At 61.7% G+C, this 18,547-nt stretch carries 15 protein-coding genes; 5 read left to right on the top strand and 10 right to left on the bottom strand.

All coding sequences use genetic code 11. From position 1 onward, the window contains the following. Positions 1-75: 75 nt before the first annotated feature. Both apbC and PDO_RS03025 read right to left on the bottom strand, forming a co-directional pair. Positions 76-1,242: an iron-sulfur cluster carrier protein ApbC gene (apbC, locus tag PDO_RS03030; RefSeq protein ID WP_007597634.1), complete on the bottom strand. Its 1,167-nt coding sequence runs from the start codon at positions 1,240-1,242 to the stop codon at positions 76-78. A gap of 470 nt (positions 1,243-1,712) precedes the next feature. Beyond that, entirely contained in the window at positions 1,713-2,450 is a 738-nt protein-coding gene (locus PDO_RS03025; protein WP_007597632.1) for a helix-turn-helix transcriptional regulator, read from the bottom strand. A 375-nt stretch (positions 2,451-2,825) separates the two neighbouring features. Here PDO_RS03025 and PDO_RS03020 point away from each other — a divergent pair, with 375 nt between their 5' ends. Both PDO_RS03020 and PDO_RS03015 read left to right on the top strand, forming a co-directional pair. Beyond that, complete coding sequence (locus tag PDO_RS03020) at positions 2,826-3,716, top strand: SMP-30/gluconolactonase/LRE family protein (RefSeq protein WP_007597631.1); 891 nt, start codon at positions 2,826-2,828, stop codon at positions 3,714-3,716. Between the two features lie 216 nt (positions 3,717-3,932). Then, positions 3,933-4,550 (top strand): PRC-barrel domain-containing protein, encoded by a 618-nt coding sequence (locus PDO_RS03015; RefSeq protein WP_007597619.1) that lies wholly within the window; start codon positions 3,933-3,935, stop codon positions 4,548-4,550. 66 nt (positions 4,551-4,616) lie between these two features. Here the strand turns inward: PDO_RS03015 and PDO_RS03010 are convergent, their stop codons facing one another. Then, entirely contained in the window at positions 4,617-6,659 is a 2,043-nt protein-coding gene (locus PDO_RS03010) for an oxidoreductase (RefSeq protein WP_007597617.1), read from the bottom strand. A gap of 17 nt (positions 6,660-6,676) precedes the next feature. Further along, complete coding sequence (locus tag PDO_RS03005) at positions 6,677-8,218, bottom strand: trimethylamine methyltransferase family protein (protein WP_007597615.1); 1,542 nt, start codon at positions 8,216-8,218, stop codon at positions 6,677-6,679. 89 nt (positions 8,219-8,307) lie between these two features. On the opposite strand from PDO_RS03005, the gene PDO_RS03000 reads away from it, so the two are divergent. Next, the gene (locus PDO_RS03000; protein WP_007597613.1) at positions 8,308-9,210 is read left to right on the top strand and encodes a LysR substrate-binding domain-containing protein; all 903 of its coding nucleotides are present in this window, start codon (positions 8,308-8,310) and stop codon (positions 9,208-9,210) included. A gap of 12 nt (positions 9,211-9,222) precedes the next feature. On the opposite strand, the gene PDO_RS02995 is transcribed toward PDO_RS03000, so the two are convergent. Together PDO_RS02995 and PDO_RS02990 are read right to left on the bottom strand one after the other, a co-directional pair. Next, entirely contained in the window at positions 9,223-10,584 is a 1,362-nt protein-coding gene (locus tag PDO_RS02995) for a putative bifunctional diguanylate cyclase/phosphodiesterase (RefSeq protein ID WP_007597611.1), read from the bottom strand. 123 nt (positions 10,585-10,707) lie between these two features. Next, positions 10,708-12,393 (bottom strand): response regulator, encoded by a 1,686-nt coding sequence (locus PDO_RS02990; RefSeq protein WP_007597602.1) that lies wholly within the window; start codon positions 12,391-12,393, stop codon positions 10,708-10,710. Positions 12,394-12,675: 282 nt separating this feature from the next. Here PDO_RS02990 and mutL point away from each other — a divergent pair, with 282 nt between their 5' ends. Both mutL and PDO_RS02980 read left to right on the top strand, forming a co-directional pair. Beyond that, the gene (gene mutL / locus PDO_RS02985) at positions 12,676-14,511 is read left to right on the top strand and encodes a DNA mismatch repair endonuclease MutL (RefSeq protein ID WP_007597596.1); all 1,836 of its coding nucleotides are present in this window, start codon (positions 12,676-12,678) and stop codon (positions 14,509-14,511) included. Between the two features lie 143 nt (positions 14,512-14,654). After that, complete coding sequence (locus tag PDO_RS02980) at positions 14,655-14,885, top strand: DUF2093 domain-containing protein (RefSeq protein ID WP_007597594.1); 231 nt, start codon at positions 14,655-14,657, stop codon at positions 14,883-14,885. 3 nt (positions 14,886-14,888) lie between these two features. On the opposite strand, the gene lpxK is transcribed toward PDO_RS02980, so the two are convergent. The 4 genes from lpxK to PDO_RS02960 form a co-directional block, all read right to left on the bottom strand. Next, positions 14,889-15,923 carry a tetraacyldisaccharide 4'-kinase gene (gene lpxK / locus PDO_RS02975; protein WP_007597592.1) on the bottom strand — a complete coding sequence of 345 codons (1,035 nt, stop codon included), beginning with the start codon at positions 15,921-15,923 and terminating at the stop codon, positions 14,889-14,891. Positions 15,924-16,052: 129 nt separating this feature from the next. Then, positions 16,053-16,760, bottom strand: coding sequence for an HAD family hydrolase (locus tag PDO_RS02970; protein ID WP_007597583.1), 708 nt, complete (start codon positions 16,758-16,760; stop codon positions 16,053-16,055). Positions 16,761-16,787: 27 nt separating this feature from the next. Next, a complete protein-coding gene (gene waaA, locus PDO_RS02965) occupies positions 16,788-18,113 on the bottom strand; it encodes a lipid IV(A) 3-deoxy-D-manno-octulosonic acid transferase (protein ID WP_007597582.1) in 1,326 nt (441 codons plus the stop codon). Positions 18,114-18,278: 165 nt separating this feature from the next. After that, on the bottom strand, positions 18,279-18,512 hold the full coding sequence (locus PDO_RS02960) for a DUF4170 domain-containing protein (protein WP_037072465.1): 234 nt from the start codon (positions 18,510-18,512) through the stop codon (positions 18,279-18,281). Positions 18,513-18,547: the final 35 nt, after the last annotated feature.

The following is an 18,547-nucleotide window of genomic DNA, read 5'->3' as shown; positions in this document are numbered from 1 at the left end:
ATCGGCTCACAATCCAGCGAAAACAGGCACCTGCAGAACCAGGCGGACGCGCTGAACGCGTCCCCGTGGGTGCGATTATTCGAAGACGATGGCCGGCGCCGTCCGACCCGAATGGGCCTTGACCTCGCTCCAAACCTTTTCGGCGATCTGGCGATAGACGGCAGCCTGTGGCCCGTCCGGATCGGAAACGACCACCGGTGTTCCGGCATCCGAGGTCTCGCGGATCGAGATCGTCAGCGGCACTTCGCCCAGGAAGGGCACGCCGATCTTCTCGGCCTCGGCACGGGCGCCGCCATGACCGAAGATATCGTAGCGATTGCCGGTATCGGGCGCGATGAAATAGCTCATGTTCTCGACGATGCCGAGTACGGGAACCTCGACCTTGTTGAACATGTTCAGCCCCTTGCGGGCATCGATCAGGGCAAGGTCCTGCGGTGTCGAAACGATGACGGCACCGGACAGCGGGACCTGCTGGGCCATGGTCAACTGCGCATCGCCCGTGCCCGGCGGCATGTCGACGACCAGAACATCAAGGTCACCCCAGGCGACTTCCCGCAACATCTGCATCAGCGCCGATTGCACCATCGGCCCACGCCAGATCATCGCCGTGCCTTCGTCAACGAGGAAACCCATCGACATGACCTTGATACCGTAATTCTCCATGGGCACGATGATGCGGTTTTCGATCTGCTGTGGACGACCCGTAATGCCGAGCAGACGCGGCATGGACGGGCCATAGACGTCGGCGTCGAGAATGCCGACGCGCAATCCGTTGGCCTTGAGACCCAGTGCCAGATTGACCGCTGTGGTCGACTTGCCGACGCCGCCCTTGCCGGAGGCAACGGCGATGATCGCATCGATGCCCGGCACGCCGGCCTTGGTACGCGGCTGCTGCAGCTGAGCGTGGCTATGGCCGTGACCATGACTGTGGCCCTGGCCCTGGGTTGGGGCCGCCGCCGGCTGCGGACGGGATGATGGCGCCGAACCCTGCTTGCGCTCTGCCGTCAGGCTGGCCAAAACCGACTTGACGCCCGGAATGGCCTTGACCGTGCGTTCTGCCGCCTGGCGCAAGGGTTCCAGCGCCTCGGCCTGTTCGGCCGGCACGGTGATCGAAAAATAGACCTTGCCATCGGAAATGAAGACATCCGAAACCATCTTCAACTCGACGATGCTGCGATCGAGATCGGGACCGCGGACGCGTCCAAGTGCGTCCAGAACCTGCTCGCGGGTCAACTCGGTCATGACATCCTCTTTCCTGGCTGATTATCTAGGCTCTGGCGTCAAAGCATAGAGTGTCGTGACAGCGTAGATAATGGAGGCGAGCGGCTTCGCCAACCGCAAATGCGGAGACAAAACGCCCCACGGCGACAGGAGTGGATAAAGCGGGTGAAGCCAGGCTTGCGCGAAAAACTCGGCAGGTCCCGAAATACAGGCCGACTGGAGAAATACGCCGGCTGTTAAAACAGGAAAGCCGCCAGCAGGAACCGATGTTCACCGCGGCGGCTTGTCCTTGCAGCACCCTTGGCTGGGTGCCATGCAGCGTCCCCTCTGGACTGACATTCAGGAAGCAGGAAGCGTGCCAGACCGGAAATTGCAGGCGAATCGGCTTTTTCGAGCCGTTTTTGCGGCAGAAACCCCTTACGAGGGATCCGCCTGCCGCCAATCTAGGCGGCCGCGCTGCTTGCCGCACAAAAAAGCACCAGAGATAGGACTTACTTGATCAAGCCGAGACGAAGCGCCTTGGCGACCGCCTGCGTGCGGTTGACGGCGTCGAGCTTCTTGGTGGCGCGGTTCAGGTAGTGATTGATGGTGTGCTCGGACAATGTCAGGATTTCGGCGATCTCGACGCTGGTCTTGCCGGCTGCCGTCCAGTTGAGGCAATCCAGTTCGCGCTCGGTCAGCATGTCGCTGTTGCGGCTGTCCATGTCCCGGATTTCCGCCAACCGGTTGAAAACGTGGGCAGACAGATAGCTCAGTTCCATCATCTCACGCACTGTGAACGGCTTGCGCTCGCCGCTGAACGATACGGCTCCGCGCGCGCCGGTCGCATCATGCACCGGGAAATAGGCGCCGCGGTTCATGCGAAAGCGATGAAACAGCGTCTTTGAAAGCTCGGCACTGCGCGGATCGCGCAGTGCTGCGACCTCATCGATATCGTAGGTAAAGGGGATGGAGGCACGGCGCAGGACGGCCAAGACCGGGCTTCCGGACAGAAGAGCCCCCTGATCGAATTCGGACAGCAGGTCGGAGGGCCAGTTGGTGATGATCGAACTGCTGGACAGATCCAGCGAAGTCGCACCTGGCATGTTCAGCACCATGAACGCACGCGAACCGTATTGCTCGGTTGCCCGCTTCATGAAGCGAAACACGTCGAACTGTGTCTTGAAGCTTTTCACCTCGATCACCAGCGCCTCGATACGACTGGAGTCGGGGGTATCGTTCGTGGTCATGGCATCATTTTCTGCACGATATGTTCGGCCATCATGACGATCCACATTTTCCAAGGCGGTATTCCCAATCCATGGCAGTGCCAGTCTGTCTTACAACCATTGGCGCGGCAAAATGTCATCAACTCCGAATCCCAAACAACGCCACACGAAACCATCTTTTCAGGTTTTTTGTCTGGTACGCGATCGCGGGATTTATCGAGAACGCGACCTCATGTCGGGTCTGATATCCAGCACCAACGAATCCGTTCCCCAAGTTGTCACACAATAGACTTGTAAACCACTCCGCGTCCAGCAACCTCTTTATTTTACCGTAAACCCCTGTCAAACAAAGGGGTGCAGCGGCAAAGGTCGCGGCGGCCAATGCAGGAGAGTAGAGTGATTTCAATGGTACCATTCACAGGTAAAGTTCTCACGGAAGAGCGGCTAGAATTGGGCGAAGGCCCAAGCTATGATGCGCTGACCGATTGCCTCTGGTGGTTCGACATTCTCGGCAAGACCCTTTGCCAGCTCCATATTGCGTCTGGAAACTTCACCAAGCACGAGTTGCCGTTCCTCGGCAGCGTATTTGCTGTCGTTGACGACAAGCAGCACCTGCTCGCATCCGACAAGGGGCTTTTCCTGCGTGACGCAGTATCGGGTACGCTGCGCCCCTATGTCGAGATCGAACCCGGCAAGGCGGAGAACCGCTCGAATGACGGGCGCATGCATCCCAGTGGCGCGCTGTGGATCGGCACGATGAGCCGAACGGCCGAAACCGGCGCCGGCTCCATCTATCACGTGGCCGGCACGACCGTGACCAAACTCTTCAACGCCGTCAGCATCCCGAACTCGATCTGCTTCTCGCCGGACGGGACGATCGGCTATTTCAACGATTCCAAGGTCAACCATCTGATGCGCGTCAGCGTCGATCCGGCGACAGGCCTGCCGACCGGGGAGCCGAGCGTTCTGATCGACCAGTCGGCACGCACGACGGGCGTCATCGACGGATCGGTGGTGGATGCCGAAGGGACGATCTGGAACGCGAACTGGGACGGCGGCGCCGTCGACCGCTATGCGCCGGATGGCCGCCAGATCGCGCGCTATGAAATGCCGGCGCGCCGCGTTACCTGCCCGGCGTTTTTCGGTGCGAAATTCGATCGCCTCGCGGTCACGTCCTGCTTCGAGGGACTGTCGGCCGAGGCGTTGAAAACCGACCCGTTGGCGGGTGCGACCTTCGAGCTCGGCATTGCCGTCCAGGGGCGTGCGGAACCGCGCTTCAAGCTCTGACTTCAAGTGTTACAATGACTTGCGGCGCCTTCTGCGGGGCGCCGCAAACCAACCAGCGTCCTGAATGTTCCCTTGATCCGGCAAAAATAAACCGGTGAAAAAATGGGAACGATAGGGCCTGCCAGGCATTTTCCTCTCGAACCGACGCAACCTGAATAACCCGAACGGGACGGTGGCGTCAGTCGAAAGACGATCTCAGAGGAAAGGTAGTCCATCATGAACAAGTCCTTTAAAACATTCGCCGCAGCCCTGCTGCTGGGTTCCACAGCCATCGCACCTTTCGCCGTTGCACAGGACGCCACTGCGCCTGCAGCCGGCACCGAAAGCACGACGGGCGCGCCAGCTGCCACCCCGGCAGTTCCTGATGCGACCACTGGTACCGATGCCAGCAGCACGATGGGCACCACGGCCCAGACCACCACAGGCGCTGCCGCCAGCGACAGCTACCTCACCGCCCAGAGCGAATCGCAGATGAGCGCCAACGACTTCATGGGTCAGGCGATCTACACCGGCGACAACCAGAGCATCGGTGACATCAACGATCTCCTGGTCGAAAAGGATGGCGGCATCGTCGCAGCCGTTGTTGGCGTCGGCGGCTTCCTGGGCATCGGTGAAAAGAACGTGGCCGTACCGTTCAGCAAGATCACGCTGACCCGCGAAGCCGGTGAAAACGGTGCCGAAGGCGACGTACGCCTGACCACCACGGAGACTGCGGAAAGCCTGCGTAATGCGCCTGAATTCAAGACGCTTGACGATCAGGCCGCAGATGCAAGCGCAACGGCTCCGGCAACCATGCCGGCCGACAACACAACTACCTCGTCGACGAAGAACTAATTCCGGAACGAGGGACGTGTTGACGTTTCAACGGGCGGCGCTTCCAGCGCCGCCTTTTCTTTGTCCCTACAACAGGCTGCAGTAGCGCAAGGCATCGTAGACCGCTGCGTGAATGTTGCGGCTCTCGATCGCATCGCCGATGCGGATGACATCGAATGCCGCCGCTTGATCGATTTGCGGCAGCGGCGCGCGGCGTGCAATGAGTTCGCCATAATCGACCGCGCCCCTGTTGCGCGAGAGCGGCTTCAATTCGAGATAAAGATCGGCATTGGCCATCGTTCCGTGCTCGACCACGACCTGGGCCACGCGGCGCTCCGTGCGGGCATCGGAAAAGTCCGACCCGAGCGTAGCGACGAGGCCGTTTCCATCGCGGCGGACCGCGAACAGGCGCGTATTGATCGTCACGCGCACATTTTTCTCGGCGAAAGCCTTGGCATAGGGCACATGGTTCATGCCACCCATTTCGGGGGCGAAGAAACGCTCGGGCGACACCAGTTCCAGCTCGGCGCCGGCATTGGCGATCACCTCGGCAGCGCTCATGCCCGGATGGCCACCGTTGTCGTCGAACAGCAGGACCGAGGCCTCGGGTCTGGTTGTACCGGCGAGAATATCCCAGCTCGACACCACGAGATCGTCGCCTGCCTCAAGCTCCGGCGACTGGCCGATGCCGCCGGTTGCGATTACGACGAGGTCGGGGCTGCGTTCCAGCACATCCTCAACAGAGGCATAGGTGTTGTAGTGGATCGGCACGCCGAGCCGTTCAAGTTCCGCCAGACGCCAATCGACGATGCCGACCATCTCCTTGCGGCGCGGATTGCGGACCAGCAGATTGACCTGCCCGCCGGGCTCGCCCATCGCCTCCAGCACCTCGACGGCATGGCCGCGCTCGGCCAGTACGCGGGCCGCCTCCAGGCCTGCCGGTCCGGCGCCGACGACGACAGCCTTGCGGGTCATGCCGGCCTTCGGAAGCTCGTGCGGGATCAATGCCTCGCGGCTGGTCGCCGCATTGTGAATACAGAGCGCCTCGCCCCCTTCGTAGATCCTGTCGAGACAGTAGGTGGCGCCGACGCAAGGCCTGATCTCAGCCTCGCGCCCCGCGATGATCTTTCTGACGATATGAGGATCGGCGATATGGGCGCGGGTCATGCCGACCATGTCGAGCTTGCCCTCGGCGATCGCATGGCGGGCCGTTGCGACATCGGCGATGCGGGCAGCATGGAAGACCGGAAATTTCGTCGCCGCCCTCACTTCCCCGGCGAAATCCAGATGCGGCGATGCCGCCATGCCCTGGATCGGAATGACGTTGTTGAGGGCAGCATCATGTTCGATATGACCACGGATGATGTTGAGGAAATCGACCTTGCCGGAGAGGGCAAAGCGGCGGGCGATCTCGATCCCCTCTTCCCTTGACAGCCCTTTGTCCCAGTCCTCGTCCGCGACCATGCGGATGCCGACGATGAAATCGGGGCCGACGGCCTTGCGGACCGCCTCGGTCACTATATCGGAGAAGCGCATGCGGTTTTCCAGACTGCCACCGAACGCGTCGTCGCGCCGGTTGGTCGCCGGTGACCAGAAGCTGTCCATCAGGTGGCCATAGGCTTCGAACTCGATGCCATCAAGACCGGCGGCCTGCATGCGCTCGGCCGCACTGGCATAATCGGCGACGATGCGCTCGATATCCCAGTCCTCGATTTCCTTGGGGAAATGCCTGTGGGCCGGCTCTCTTATCGCTGATGGCGCCAGCACCGGCAGCCAGTCACCCTTGTTCCAGTTGGTGCGGCGGCCGAGATGGGTCAGCTGGATCATCACGGCGCAACCGTGCTCGTGACAGTCGTCGGCAAGCCGCTTCAGATGCGGGACGATCTCGTCCTTGTAGGCGAGCAGGTTGCCGAAAGCCGGCGGGCTGTCGCGACTGACGCTGGCCGATCCGGCCGTCATGGTCAGCGCAATGCCGCCCTTGGCCTTCTCCACATGATAGAGCCTGTAGCGCTCCGTCGGCATGCCGGCTTCCGAATAGGCCGGCTCGTGGGCAGTCGACATGATACGGTTCTTCAGCGTGAGATGCTTCAACCGATACGGCTGAAGAAGCGGGTCCTTGCTTGCTGTCATGCGTGATGGGTTCCAGTTCAGTACCAGGCGTCGGGTCGCGCGCGGTTCGTGCGATCGATATAGTCGCGCAAGGCGTCGTTGATGGCGATGTCCAGCGGCGGCGCGGAGTAGTCGGCCAGCGTCTTTTTCCACCGCAGATTGGCCCGGCTGGCCATGTCGGTCGAGCCGGCTTCCGACCATTTCTCGAACGGCTCGTTGTCGGAAACAGCACTATCCCAGAAAGCCGTCTGGTAGTTGCGCATCGTATGGGCCGAGCCGAGGAAGTGGCTGCCGGGGCCAACTTCGAGGAAGGCATCCATCGCCAGGGTGTTGTCATCGACGACGACGCCCGCGAGATAGGAATGCAAGGCACCACAGAAATCGCTGTCCATCATGAACTTCTCATAGGACATGGCAAGCAGGCCATCGACGAAGCCCGCGGAATGCAGGATGAAATTGGCGCCGCAATGCACGGCCGACAACATCGACATGACGCCTTCCTGCATAGCCTGGGCATCCGGCAATTTGGAATTGGAGAAGTTGCCGGCACAGCGCAGCGGCAGCTTCAGCCTGCGGGCAAGCTGGCCGATCACCATCGAGCCGATCGCCGGCTCCGGCGTGCCGAAGGTGGGCGAGCCCGAGCGCAGCGACATTGAGGAGAGGAAGTTGCCGAAGATCACCGGCGCGCCTTTTCGCTCCAACTGGGTCAGCGCGCAGCCGGCAAGCGTCTCGGCAAAGGATTGGGCAATCGCGCCAGCATTGGTGACCGGCCCCATGGCACCGCCAAGGATGAATGGCACGATGACGGCTGCCTGGTTGGCACGTGCATAGGCCCTCAGTGCCTTGGTCATGGTACCGTCCCAGACCAGTGGCGAGTTGACATTGACATTGCCGAGGATGACGCAGTTCTCATTGACGAAATCGGCGCCGAACAGGATGCGGGCCATTTCGATCGATTCCTCGGCCCGCTCTTCGGCCGTCACCGAGCCCATGAAGGCGCGGTCGGAATATTTGATATGGCTGTAGACCATTTCCAGGTGGCGCTTGTTGACCGGCAGATCGACAGGCTCGCAGATCGTGCCGCCGGAATGGTGCAACCAGGGGCTCGACTGGGCGAGCATGATGAGATTGCGGAAATCCTCGATCGTGCCGTAGCGGCGGCCTTTGTCGAGATCCATGACGAAAGGCGAGCCATAGGCTGGCGAAAAGACCACGGCACTGCCGCCGATCTCGACATTGTTGGCCGGGTTGCGGGCATGCTGGACAAAGCGCTGCGGCGCAGAAGCCACGATTTCGCGCAACATGCCGGGGGGAAAACGTACTCTCACCCCATCCATCTCGGCTCCGGCGCCGCGCCACAGGTCGAGCGTCGCGGGGTCATCGCGAAATTCGATGCCAATTTCGGCAAGGATGCGGTCTGCCGTCTTTTCGATCCGCTGGAGGTTTTCTTCCGACAAAATGTCGTAGGTCGGGATATTGCGCCTGATGAACGGCACCTTCAGATGCGGTGCGGCTGATGCCTCGCGCCGCGCCGGTCGCGTTCGGCGGGGCCGGCCAGTTTCCACCAGATCACCATCCATAGTGCTTTCCCCTGATTTTTCTGAAGGCTAGCCTTGGGAAACGAGGCTGTGACGCTGGAAAAAGTCTTGATATGCAATAAGCTGACCTTATGACAAATTTTCGCAGCTTGATCCCTTCGGCGAATGCGCTGGTGATTTTCGAAGTGGCCGGCCGGCATGAGAATTTCACCCGCGCCGCGGAAGAACTCGGCATGTCACAGGTGGCGGTCTCCTATGCCATCCGCGGCTTGGAGCAGCAGCTCGGCGCCCAGCTGTTCGAACGCCAGCACAGGGCCGCCAAATTGACCGAGGTCGGCGAACGCTTCCATGCCGATGTCTCGGCCGGACTTTCACGGATTGGCCGGGCGGCAGAAGACATCCGCAGCAAGGGTCGCGAAGTCAACGTCACGCTCGCCGCATCGACGGCGTTTGCCTCGATGTGGATGCTGCCCCGGCTGACCGCACTGCGTGCGGATCTGGCCGATATCGATCTGCGTATCCAGACCAGCGTGCGCGATCTCGACCTGGAGGATGAGGCAATCCCGCTCGGAGTGCGTGGTGGCGATCCGAAGGACTGGCCGCATTATCACGCGGCTCAGCTTGCGCCCGAAGTGATCACGGCGGTGGCAAGCCCCGCCTTTGTCGAGGCACATGGCCGGCCCGACACGCCGCTTGCTCTGGCGCAGCATCGGCTGATCTGGCTGGAGGAGCCCGTGCGGCAGGCCTGCAACTGGCCCGAATGGTTCGCATCGGCTGGGATCGACTACAAGCCGACGGGACGGCGTCTGGCTATCAACGACTATGTCCTGGTGGTCCAGGCCGTGCTTGCCGGCGAAGGCATCGCACTCGGCTGGACACATCTGGTCGATCGCCTGCTGAAACAGGGGCAACTTGTCGAGGTCGGAGGTCACGCATTGCTGACGGGCAACGCCTTCTACGTGGTCTGGCCGCGGTCCCGCGAGCTCAATGGCGCAGCGACGCGGGTGCGCGACTGGCTGCTGGCGCAGACCTGAAGCGTTCAGCGTTTAGGCCGAAGCGCGCTCGACGAGGGCGAATTCGTGGTGATGTTCGCTGAGATACCGCAAGGTGGCTGCGGTATCGACCGGCTTGCCGAAAAAATAGCCCTGGCCCATGCCGCAGCCGAGTGCACGCAGCTTGTCGGCTTCGGCCTCTGTCTCGATGCCTTCGGCGACCACTTCGAGATCCAGTCCCTCGCACATCGTGACGATCGCCTTGATGATGTGCTCGGACGTGCGGTCGGTGGTGATGGCCGAGACGAAGGCGCGGTCGATCTTGACCTTGTCGAAGGTGAATTCGCGCAGGCGGCCGAGGCTCGACTGGCCGGTGCCGAAATCATCCAATGAAATGCGGATGCCGGCATCCTTCAGATCCTTGATGATCCGGCGCGCTGTATCGGCCGAAGTCATCACCGCAGTCTCGGTGATTTCCAGTTCCAGCCGGCGCGGGTCGAAGCCGACGCTGTTGAGGATAGCCAAAGTGCTGAATGAGGTGCGCGGATCCATCAACTGGCATGAAGACAGGTTAAACGACAGGAACAGGTCGCGCGGCCACGCGAGCGTTGCTTCGGCCGCCTTGCGCAGCAGAGTTTCAGACAGGGTATCGATGAAACCGCGCTCTTCGGCCAACGGCACGAATACGGCGGGGGAGACAAAACCGAGATCGGGATCGATCCAGCGGGCAAGCGCTTCGAAACCGACGACACGGTTGTCGCGCAGGCGCACGATCGGCTGGAAATGCACGTCGACGGTATCGTTGATGATGGCGTTGCGAAGGGCCTGCTCCAGCTGGGTGGCGCGCTTCATTTCCTGGGCGATCTCACGGGAATAGACGGTGATCTGGCCACGGCCACGGCGCTTCGAGCGATAGAGCGCCGTCTCGGCGCTCTTCATCAGCTCCTCGAAATCATTGCCTGCAAACGGATAGATCGCAAAACCGAGCGAGGCGGAGAGGCGCACGTTGCGGTCGCCGAGATCATAGGGCGCCGAGAGCACGTCCTTGATCATCTGGCCGGCCCGTTCGGCGCCAGCGCGTTCGAAGACCAGAGGCAGGACGATGGCAAATTCGTCGCCGTCGTGGCGAGTGACCGTGGCACCGTCGGGCGCGCAGGCCTTCAGTCGATGGGCGACCTGGCAGAGGATTTCGTCGCCGGCCGCCTGGCCGAAGAGGTCATTGATCGGCTTGAAACCATCGAGATTAACGATACAGACAGTGAATGGGGCGGGATCAGAAGCCCGATCGGCGGCCAGTTGACGAGCCTTGTCACGCAGCCGGTGGCGATTGCCCAGACCGGTCAGATGATCGGTGTAGGCCATTGCGTGCAATTCGTTCTGGTTAAACTGCTCGTTGGCAGATCCAGCGGGGCCCATTCACGATTCCTGATTCAGTTCCTTCCACGACAGCGAGAATGAGCCGGAAACATTAAAATAATCATATCGATATCGCTTGCCGGACAGGCCCGCGTGACCCCTTATTTGGGGGGTTGACATTGATCAAGCCAGAGAGGCGATCTTCGCTATACTCGGCGCCAGACGTGTCAGCGCCGCATCGATAATATCGGGGCTTAGGGGCTTCAGGATCACGTCATTCATGCCGGCCGAATAGCAGCCTTCACGATCACGCTCGAAAGCCTGGCTCAGCACGCCGATGATCGGTGTCGTGATCAGGGCCGTATTCTCCAGCTGGCGGATACGGCGGGCGGCGTCGAAGCCGTTGATATCAGGCAGGGTGACATCCATCAGGATGATTGCCGGAGCGAGTTCCTGCCAAAGCCGCACCACTTCTTCGCCGGTTGCGGCAATGCGATAGGCATAGCCCAGTCCTTCGAGGATCTGGGCGAATACGATCTGATTGATCTCATTGTCTTCCGCCACCAGAACCAGCGACGGCGATATTGGAGGCCTGGCCGTCTCGACGCTGTCTTCGGTGCTGATCTCCCAATCATCGACCGGGGACGGCGCCGCCTGCAGGGCCGTCAGGCGATCGAGGACCGTAAACGTCAGTTCGGTCGATAGCTGATAGCCGTCCATGGTGATGTAGTCGACATCCACGGACTGGATCAGCTCAAGGCAACGGACATCCATCTGAACGTCGACGATGGCAAGATCGATGGAGACGCCGACGGACAGGGCGACATTGAGAAAGGCATCCAGCTCGTCCTCATTGCGCACGCAGCAGCTGTCGAGGCCAAGAACCTCAAGCGTGAAAAGCGCGGCGGCCTCGAACTCCCGGTCGCTTGTGACAAGCAGCGCCTTGCGGCCGCGAAGCCGCTGATCGAGCTTTGGATCCACAACCGGCGACAGATTGCTCGACGCTCCACCAGTCTGGCCGACGTCGATATCGACGGTCGTTGTCATCGAGCCAATCTCGCCCAGGCTGGCGACAACGAAGTAGCGGCCGGGTTTCCCGACACGCTGGACATGGGTCAGTATCGGCCGGGACGGGTCGCCATAAAGTCGCATGTTCAGCGTGACTGACGAGCTTATGCCGGTGTCCAACACATGCCGGCTGACGCTGGTCAGCGTCGTGGCGAGCTCTGCCTCGAAAATAGCGTTCAGGCTGCCACCGAGTGCATTGTCCGCTCCGACCGCCATTGCCGCGCAGAAGACCTTGTTGACGGCGACGAGCTGGAGACTGCGGTCCTGGACGAAGACCGGATGCGCCAGGTTATCGAGGATTTCCTCTGTCAATTGCACCCGTTCCAGGTCGGCGCGCCACTGGTCTTCGCGCTTCTTCTGCTCGGTGATATCGGTAATGACGCAAATGCCGTAGCCGGAGGGCAGACGACGCTTGGAATAGCGGGTCCAGCGCCTGGAATCGTCGCAGAGCTGCTGTTCGGAGCGCTCCTTCCAGTGGGCGGATATCTGCCGGCTCAGCCATTCATCGCGGCTCTGGGCGGCGTTTTCCCCCTGGTCGCGCCAACCGTTGTCGTAGGCGGCGGCGAGGAAATCGCGCAGGCGCGTCCCGGGCTCAAAGAAACTCGACGGTGCGGGCACAAAGTTGCGCACGGCGCGACTGGCGAAGATCAGCTGGTCATTGCGATCGTAGACGAGAAAGGCAGCCGACAGCGCTTCCGACACGGCGTCGAGCATCGCAGCCTGGAGAAAGCTGTCTGACGTCTCGCCCGATATTCCGTTATGTCCCCTGTTTTCGCCGGGGACCGGTGGAAACTCGCTCACAATGCTGCCTCAAAGAACCTGATCACTGAACGCAACAGGTTTGGAATCGGAATCGTGCCTGCAATGAACATTCCGGCAATCACTTGAGGCGGGTGGGAGTATGTGAAGAGCGATCCGGCCATCCGCTCTTCCTCCATCGGCTCGCAAGCCCACCGTGGAAAACATTTCAAGTTGTCTCGAAAACTAGAGCCTTTCCGTTAAGGCGCGCTTAATGATGCAAGCGAAATCAGGGCGCTGCATTTAGACCTTTCCCCGGCAGCCCGAATCCCGGAAAATGACGGCATGATGATCAAGCAACTCTCCGAAACCCTGATCAACCAGATTGCCGCTGGCGAGGTCATCGAACGACCCGCCAGTGCTGCCAAGGAGCTGATCGAAAACGCGATCGATGCGGGGGCGACCCGGATCGAAGTGGCGACGGCCGGTGGCGGCAAGACCTTGCTGCGCATCGTCGACAATGGCTGCGGCATGGGGCCGGAGGATCTCGAACTGTCGATCCGCCGGCACTGCACCTCGAAGATCAGCCAGACCCTGTTCGACATCCGCTCGCTGGGCTTTCGCGGCGAGGCCCTGCCTTCGATCGGCTCGGTTGCCAAGCTGACGATCACCAGCCGGCCGGCCGGGGCCTCTGCGGGTGCCGAAATCTCGGTGCAGGGCGGCAAGGTCGGCGCGGTCCGGCCAGCCGCGGCCAATCCCGGCACGACGGTCGAGGTCCGCGACCTGTTCTTTGCCACCCCTGCCCGGCTGAAATTCCTGAAGACGGAAAAGGCGGAGGCCGGCGCGATCACCGAAATCGTCAAGCGCATGGCGATCGCCTTTCCCGCCATCCGCTTTGTATTGTCAGGCACCGACCGGTCGACGCTGGAGTTTCCCTCCACCGGCGACGATCATCTGGCCCGGATCGCCCAGATCCTCGGCTCCGACTTCCGCGACAACGCGATTGCGCTCGACGCAGAGCGCGAGGATGTGCGCCTGACCGGATTTGCCGGCGTTCCGACCTTCAATCGCGGCAACTCGGCCCATCAATACGCCTTCGTCAACGGTCGTCCGGTGCAGGACAAGCAGATCCTGTCGGCTATTCGCGGCGCCTATGCCGAGACCATTCCGCATGGGCGCTATCCGGTTGCCGTTCTGTCCCTGACGCTTGATCCGGCCCTTGTCGACGTCAATGTGCATCCGGCGAAATCGGATGTGCGCTTCCGCGATCCAGGCCTCGTCCGCGGGCTGATTGTCGGCGCGGTGCGCCAGGCGCTGCAGCGCGAGGGCGACCGGTCCTCGACCACCGGTGCCGGCGGTATGTTGCGGGCGTTTCGCCCCGGCTTCAGCCCGCAGCCATCCGCAAACTGGTCAGCCGGGACATCGCCCTATCGCCCGATCAGTGATGACGCAATTCCGATGCCCGCCACCTACCCTTCGTCGAGTAGCAGCTCGGGCTTTGCATTTGCCGAAGCGGGACAGGCGGCATTCGAAGCCCTGAGCCAGCCGACGGCACGCAGCGAGGCGCCGGCAATTGTGTCGGCGGCGGAGCCCGCCGGTCATTTTCCGCTCGGCGCCGCCAGGGCGCAGGTCCATGCCAATTACATCGTGGCCCAGACCGGAGACGGCCTGGTGATCGTCGACCAGCATGCCGCGCATGAGCGCCTGGTGTTCGAGCAGATGCGCAAGGCGCTGACCGGGCGGCGCCTTCCCTCGCAAGGGCTGCTGATCCCGGAGATCATCGACCTGCCAGAGGAGGACTGCGACCGGCTGATGATGCATGCGCAAGCGCTGGAGCAATTGGGGCTTGCCGTCGAGCGCTTCGGGCCGGGCGCCATTGCGGTGCGCGAGACGCCGGCGATGCTGGGCGAAATGGATGTGACCGGACTGATCAAGGATCTGGCCGACGAGATTGCCGAGTGGGATACGGCCGACAGGCTCTCGGCCCGGCTCGAACATGTGGCGGCGACCATGGCCTGCCATGGCTCGGTACGTTCCGGCCGGCAACTCCGCGTCGAGGAAATGAACGCGCTGCTGCGCCAGATGGAGCAGACGCCCGGCTCTGGTCAATGCAATCACGGCCGGCCAACCTATGTCGAGCTCAAGCTGTCGGATATCGAACGCTTGTTTGGCCGCAGTTGAGAATGGTCATTGCAGCGTGGCTGGCGCGTCTCTGCACCCGTATTTGCCGTGGAAAAGCAGGCGCGCTGTTTTCCGCCGACGGCTCTAGAAATCGTCCGGAGGGCGCTGTATTGCAGTACCGTGACAGGCGCAGGAGACAACAGATGAACCGTTTCGAAGGCAGCGGCAACCGCGAGGCCAAGATCCGCTATCTCGACGCGGACTTCCAGATTCTGACACCCGGCAGCCATGTGGTCTGCGCCATGACCGGCCGGCCGATCCTGATCGACGAACTGAAATACTGGAGCGTGGCGCGGCAGGAAGCCTATGTGGATGCAGCGGCTTCGCTTGATGCGGAAAAACGCGCCGGCGCACTGCCGAACCAGTCTCGCTGATCGTCAGGCTTTCGCAGCAAGCCTGCGCGCCCGGCAGGCGACGAATGCCTTGTCGATAATCTGATCCGGGGCTTTAGGATCGTCAAAGGCCATGTCGATTTCGACCACGACCGATCTTTCGGCAAGCATTGCTGCCTGGCCATGGCCGCCGACGAGGCGCACCTGGTCCTTGGCCGTGGTCACGAGCCGCAATCCCTGCTTGTCCGCACGCTCAAGAAGATCGGCGATTTCGTCATCGGCGAGATGATGATGGTCGGGGAAACCCTGGCGATCGGCGATCACGGCCCCGACCTCCTCCAGCGTGCGATAGAACTTGCCCGGATCGGCAATGCCGGCGTAGGCGAGGACGGGCTTGCCCTTCAGGTCATGCGCATCGCGCGGTTTCACATTGGCGACCAGAACCGGCTTTCCCGCGCGCGACGCCTGGCGCACCAGCGCGTCGGCCGCACTGCCTGATCCGACCTTCAAAATGGCATCGAGATGGCGCATCTGGGTGCGGATGGGCGCGCGCACGGGCCCGGCCGGAACGGTGCAGCCATTGCCGATGCCGCGGACAGTGTCGATGACAATAAGGGCAAAATCGACCTTCAACCGCGCACTCTGGAAGCCGTCATCCATGATGATCAGATCGACGCCCTCCGCCACCAGGCGTTCGGCACCCGCCACGCGGCGACGGGAAATCACGGTGAGCGCCTCGCGGGCGAGCAGCAGGGGTTCATCACCCACGGCCGACGAGCGGTGATGCTGCGGATCGACCACGGTCGTCACGTCGAGCGAGCCGCCATATCCGCGGCTGAGAAAACCCGGCTTCAGCCCTTTTGTCTTGGCGGCACGGGCGATGGCAATCGCTGTCGGGGTCTTGCCGGCGCCGCCGACGGTGAAATTGCCGACGCAGATGACCGGCACGGCCAGCGCATGACGACGGCGACGGTTCATCAGGCTTGCTACAATCCGCCCATAAACGAAGCCGACCGGCCGCAGGCAGCGCGCTCGCCAGTCCATCTTGGTCCACCAGAAAGGCGGTGCTTCCGAAACCATGCTGCCCTTGCCCCCGACGCGGTTCCCCAGCCGGGATGCACGGCTCCTCCCGCCACTCCAGCGAGCAACAAGAAGCCCTGAGCGCGTCAGAAGGTCAAGCATCGGTGTATCAAATGGAAACAAAACGGGTCAGCCGAGCACCGCTTCGAGTTCGGTGATGTCGGACAGAACCATGTCGGAGGCTGGCGTCAGCGTCTCGCGCGACCCCGTGCCGGACAGGACGCCGATCTTCAGGCCCGCGCCGGCATTCTGGCCCATGTGCAGATCGTGATTGTTGTCCCCGACCACGGCGACCTGCGCGGGAGACAGACCGGTTGCGGCGCAAAAGCCGAGCACCATGCCGGCTTCCGGCTTGGCGCCATGGCCGCTGTCGTAACCGGCAACAAAATCGACATACTGAGTTATGCCAAATCGGTCTGCAGCCACCCGGATCGAGCGTTCGTTGTCGCTCGAGGCAATGCCGAGGCGCAGACCGCGCCCGTGCAGCCGGGCAAACAGCGGCTGAAGCTCGGTGATCGGCACCGAAAGCTGGGCCGCTTCGGCAAAGCAGTCATCGATGCGCGGCACGAGATCCGACAGCGCCAGCGGTGAACCGGCGACAATCATGCCCTCGGCGATCTCGCGGGTGTTGCCGGAGGCAAACAGGCTGTCGGGCACGATATCGCCCGAAACGGGATGCATGCCGCAGGCTGCCAGAAGCCGATCGGCCAAGGCCTGATCGCCATCGGCCGCCATCAGCGCCACCATGCGATTGACCGGACCCCAGCTCGCGTCGAAATCGAGCAACGTGCCGTCCTTGTCGAAAAGGATACCGGCAATCTCTGGCTTGGTGTTCATGTCGGCATCCCTCAAAGGCAGTGGTGATCAGCTCTGGCTGGCAGTGCGAGGCTCAAGCTTTGCCTTGACCGAAAGCGGGCTGATATAGGGTTCCAGCGCCTTCAGCGTCGCGGTCAGCGCGCCGCGCATTTCCTGCATGCTCTCGGTGCCGGCTTCCATCATCTTGGTGCGGGCGAGATCATTGGTCATAAGGAAATGCACAGCCTTGGCCAGCATTTCGGCGTCGCGGACGATCCGGGCGGAACCGTTGCGCACCAGGCGCTGGTAACTCTCGCGGAAATTGCTGACCTGCGGACCGGACAGAACCGCACAGCCGAGCATGGCCGGCTCCAGCGGGTTCTGGCCACCATCGGCAGACAGGGAGCGGCCAACGAAGGCGATATCGGTCATGCGCAGATAGAGGCCCATTTCGCCGATCGTATCGCCGAGAAAGACATCGGTTTCCGGCGTGATCACGTCGCCGCGCGTGCGGCGTGCGACCTTCAGGCCCTTTTCCACCAGCATCGCCTCGATCTCATCGGAGCGTTCGGGATGGCGGGGCACAATGATCGACAGGAGGCCGGTATGCGCTTTCAGGGCGCGATGCACCATGGCAGCTATCTTTTCCTCGCCCTCGAATGTGGAGATGGAAGCCCATGTCTTGCGGGTGCCGATCTGCTGCATATAGCGCGCCAGCACCGCCTCATCGCAGGGCGGGGCGTCACTATCGACCTTGATATTGCCGGAAATCCCGACCGGCCAGGCACCAAGATCGCGGAAACGCTCGGCATCGACGTCGGACTGGGCGATGACCAGTGCGAGCTTGCCGAACAGCGCTTCGGCGACCGACTTGTAGCGCAGCCAGCGGTCGATGGAACGGTCAGACATGCGGGCGTTGACGAGGATCTGCGGGATCTGGCGGCGGTGAAGCTCCATCAGCGTCGCTGGCCAGATTTCGGATTCGACGCCAATCGCTACGTCCGGCTGCCAGTAGTCGAGAAAGCGGCGTACGGCCGGCAGGAGATCGAGCGGCACATATTGATGCAGCACCGTATCGCCCAAGCGATTGCGGGCCACTTCCGCCGATGTGACTGTACCAGTGGTCAGCAACACATGGACATCGCGACGGCGAAGCTCGCGCATCAGGGGGACGACGGCAACGGTCTCGCCCACACTTGCGGCATGAATCCACACCATGGGTCCTGCCGGGCGATCCAGACTGGCGTAGCCGAAACGCTCGTTGCGGCGCGCACGATCTTCCTTGCCCTTGGCTGCGCGATAGGCGAGCAGAGGCCGCGACAGCGGATAGGCAACCAGCCCCAGCCAACCGTAGGAGGCGACAGCGATCTTTGCCAAACCGTCGCTTAGCGCCATGGACCAAACCTGCTCATCTTCATCGACAATGCCAATATGCCCTTTCAAAAGGTGGGCCATGCAAAAAGCAACAGATGCACAAAGACTGAGTTAAAAACGTGACCCTCGATGCGGGTCGATCAAAGCGGCGAAGGCTGGGAGCACGTTCGCTACGCTGAAATTCACTTACTCGGACGGATTCAACAGACGATGCATGTGGACAATGAAATAGCGCATATGTGCGTTGTCGACGGTCGCCTGTGCCTTGGACTTCCATGCCACCAGAGCGCTGGCGTAGTCCGGAAAGATGCCGACGATATCGAGGTCGTTCAGATTCCGAAACTGAACCTGTTCGAGGTTCGACAACTCACCGCCAAAAACGAGATGGAGAAGCTGCTTCTTGTCGCTGGACTCTGTCATTTTATCCGTTTCATCCCATAGAATTTCTGCAGACA

The organism is Rhizobium sp. PDO1-076 (genome assembly GCF_000247475.1).
Taxonomy (GTDB): Bacteria; Pseudomonadota; Alphaproteobacteria; order Rhizobiales; family Rhizobiaceae; genus Allorhizobium.
This window is presented reverse-complemented; position numbering and strand designations above follow the sequence as displayed.

Excerpts from the sequence above, each read along its gene's own strand:
- PDO_RS03000 (WP_007597613.1), top strand. The coding sequence starts at position 8,308 with ATGACAAATTTTCGCAGCTTGATCCCTTCGGCGAATGCGCTGGTGATT.
- lpxK (WP_007597592.1), bottom strand. The coding sequence starts at position 15,923 with ATGGTTTCGGAAGCACCGCCTTTCTGGTGGACCAAGATGGACTGGCGA.
- PDO_RS03010 (WP_007597617.1), bottom strand. The coding sequence starts at position 6,659 with ATGACAGCAAGCAAGGACCCGCTTCTTCAGCCGTATCGGTTGAAGCAT.
- PDO_RS02970 (WP_007597583.1), bottom strand. The coding sequence starts at position 16,760 with ATGAACACCAAGCCAGAGATTGCCGGTATCCTTTTCGACAAGGACGGC.
- waaA (WP_007597582.1), bottom strand. The coding sequence starts at position 18,113 with ATGGCGCTAAGCGACGGTTTGGCAAAGATCGCTGTCGCCTCCTACGGT.
- PDO_RS02960 (WP_037072465.1), bottom strand. The coding sequence starts at position 18,512 with ATGACAGAGTCCAGCGACAAGAAGCAGCTTCTCCATCTCGTTTTTGGC.
- PDO_RS03025 (WP_007597632.1), bottom strand. The coding sequence starts at position 2,450 with ATGACCACGAACGATACCCCCGACTCCAGTCGTATCGAGGCGCTGGTG.
- PDO_RS02995 (WP_007597611.1), bottom strand. The coding sequence starts at position 10,584 with ATGGGCCCCGCTGGATCTGCCAACGAGCAGTTTAACCAGAACGAATTG.
- apbC (WP_007597634.1), bottom strand. The coding sequence starts at position 1,242 with ATGACCGAGTTGACCCGCGAGCAGGTTCTGGACGCACTTGGACGCGTC.
- PDO_RS03015 (WP_007597619.1), top strand. The coding sequence starts at position 3,933 with ATGAACAAGTCCTTTAAAACATTCGCCGCAGCCCTGCTGCTGGGTTCC.
- PDO_RS02980 (WP_007597594.1), top strand. The coding sequence starts at position 14,655 with ATGAACCGTTTCGAAGGCAGCGGCAACCGCGAGGCCAAGATCCGCTAT.
- PDO_RS03005 (WP_007597615.1), bottom strand. The coding sequence starts at position 8,218 with ATGGATGGTGATCTGGTGGAAACTGGCCGGCCCCGCCGAACGCGACCG.
- mutL (WP_007597596.1), top strand. The coding sequence starts at position 12,676 with ATGATGATCAAGCAACTCTCCGAAACCCTGATCAACCAGATTGCCGCT.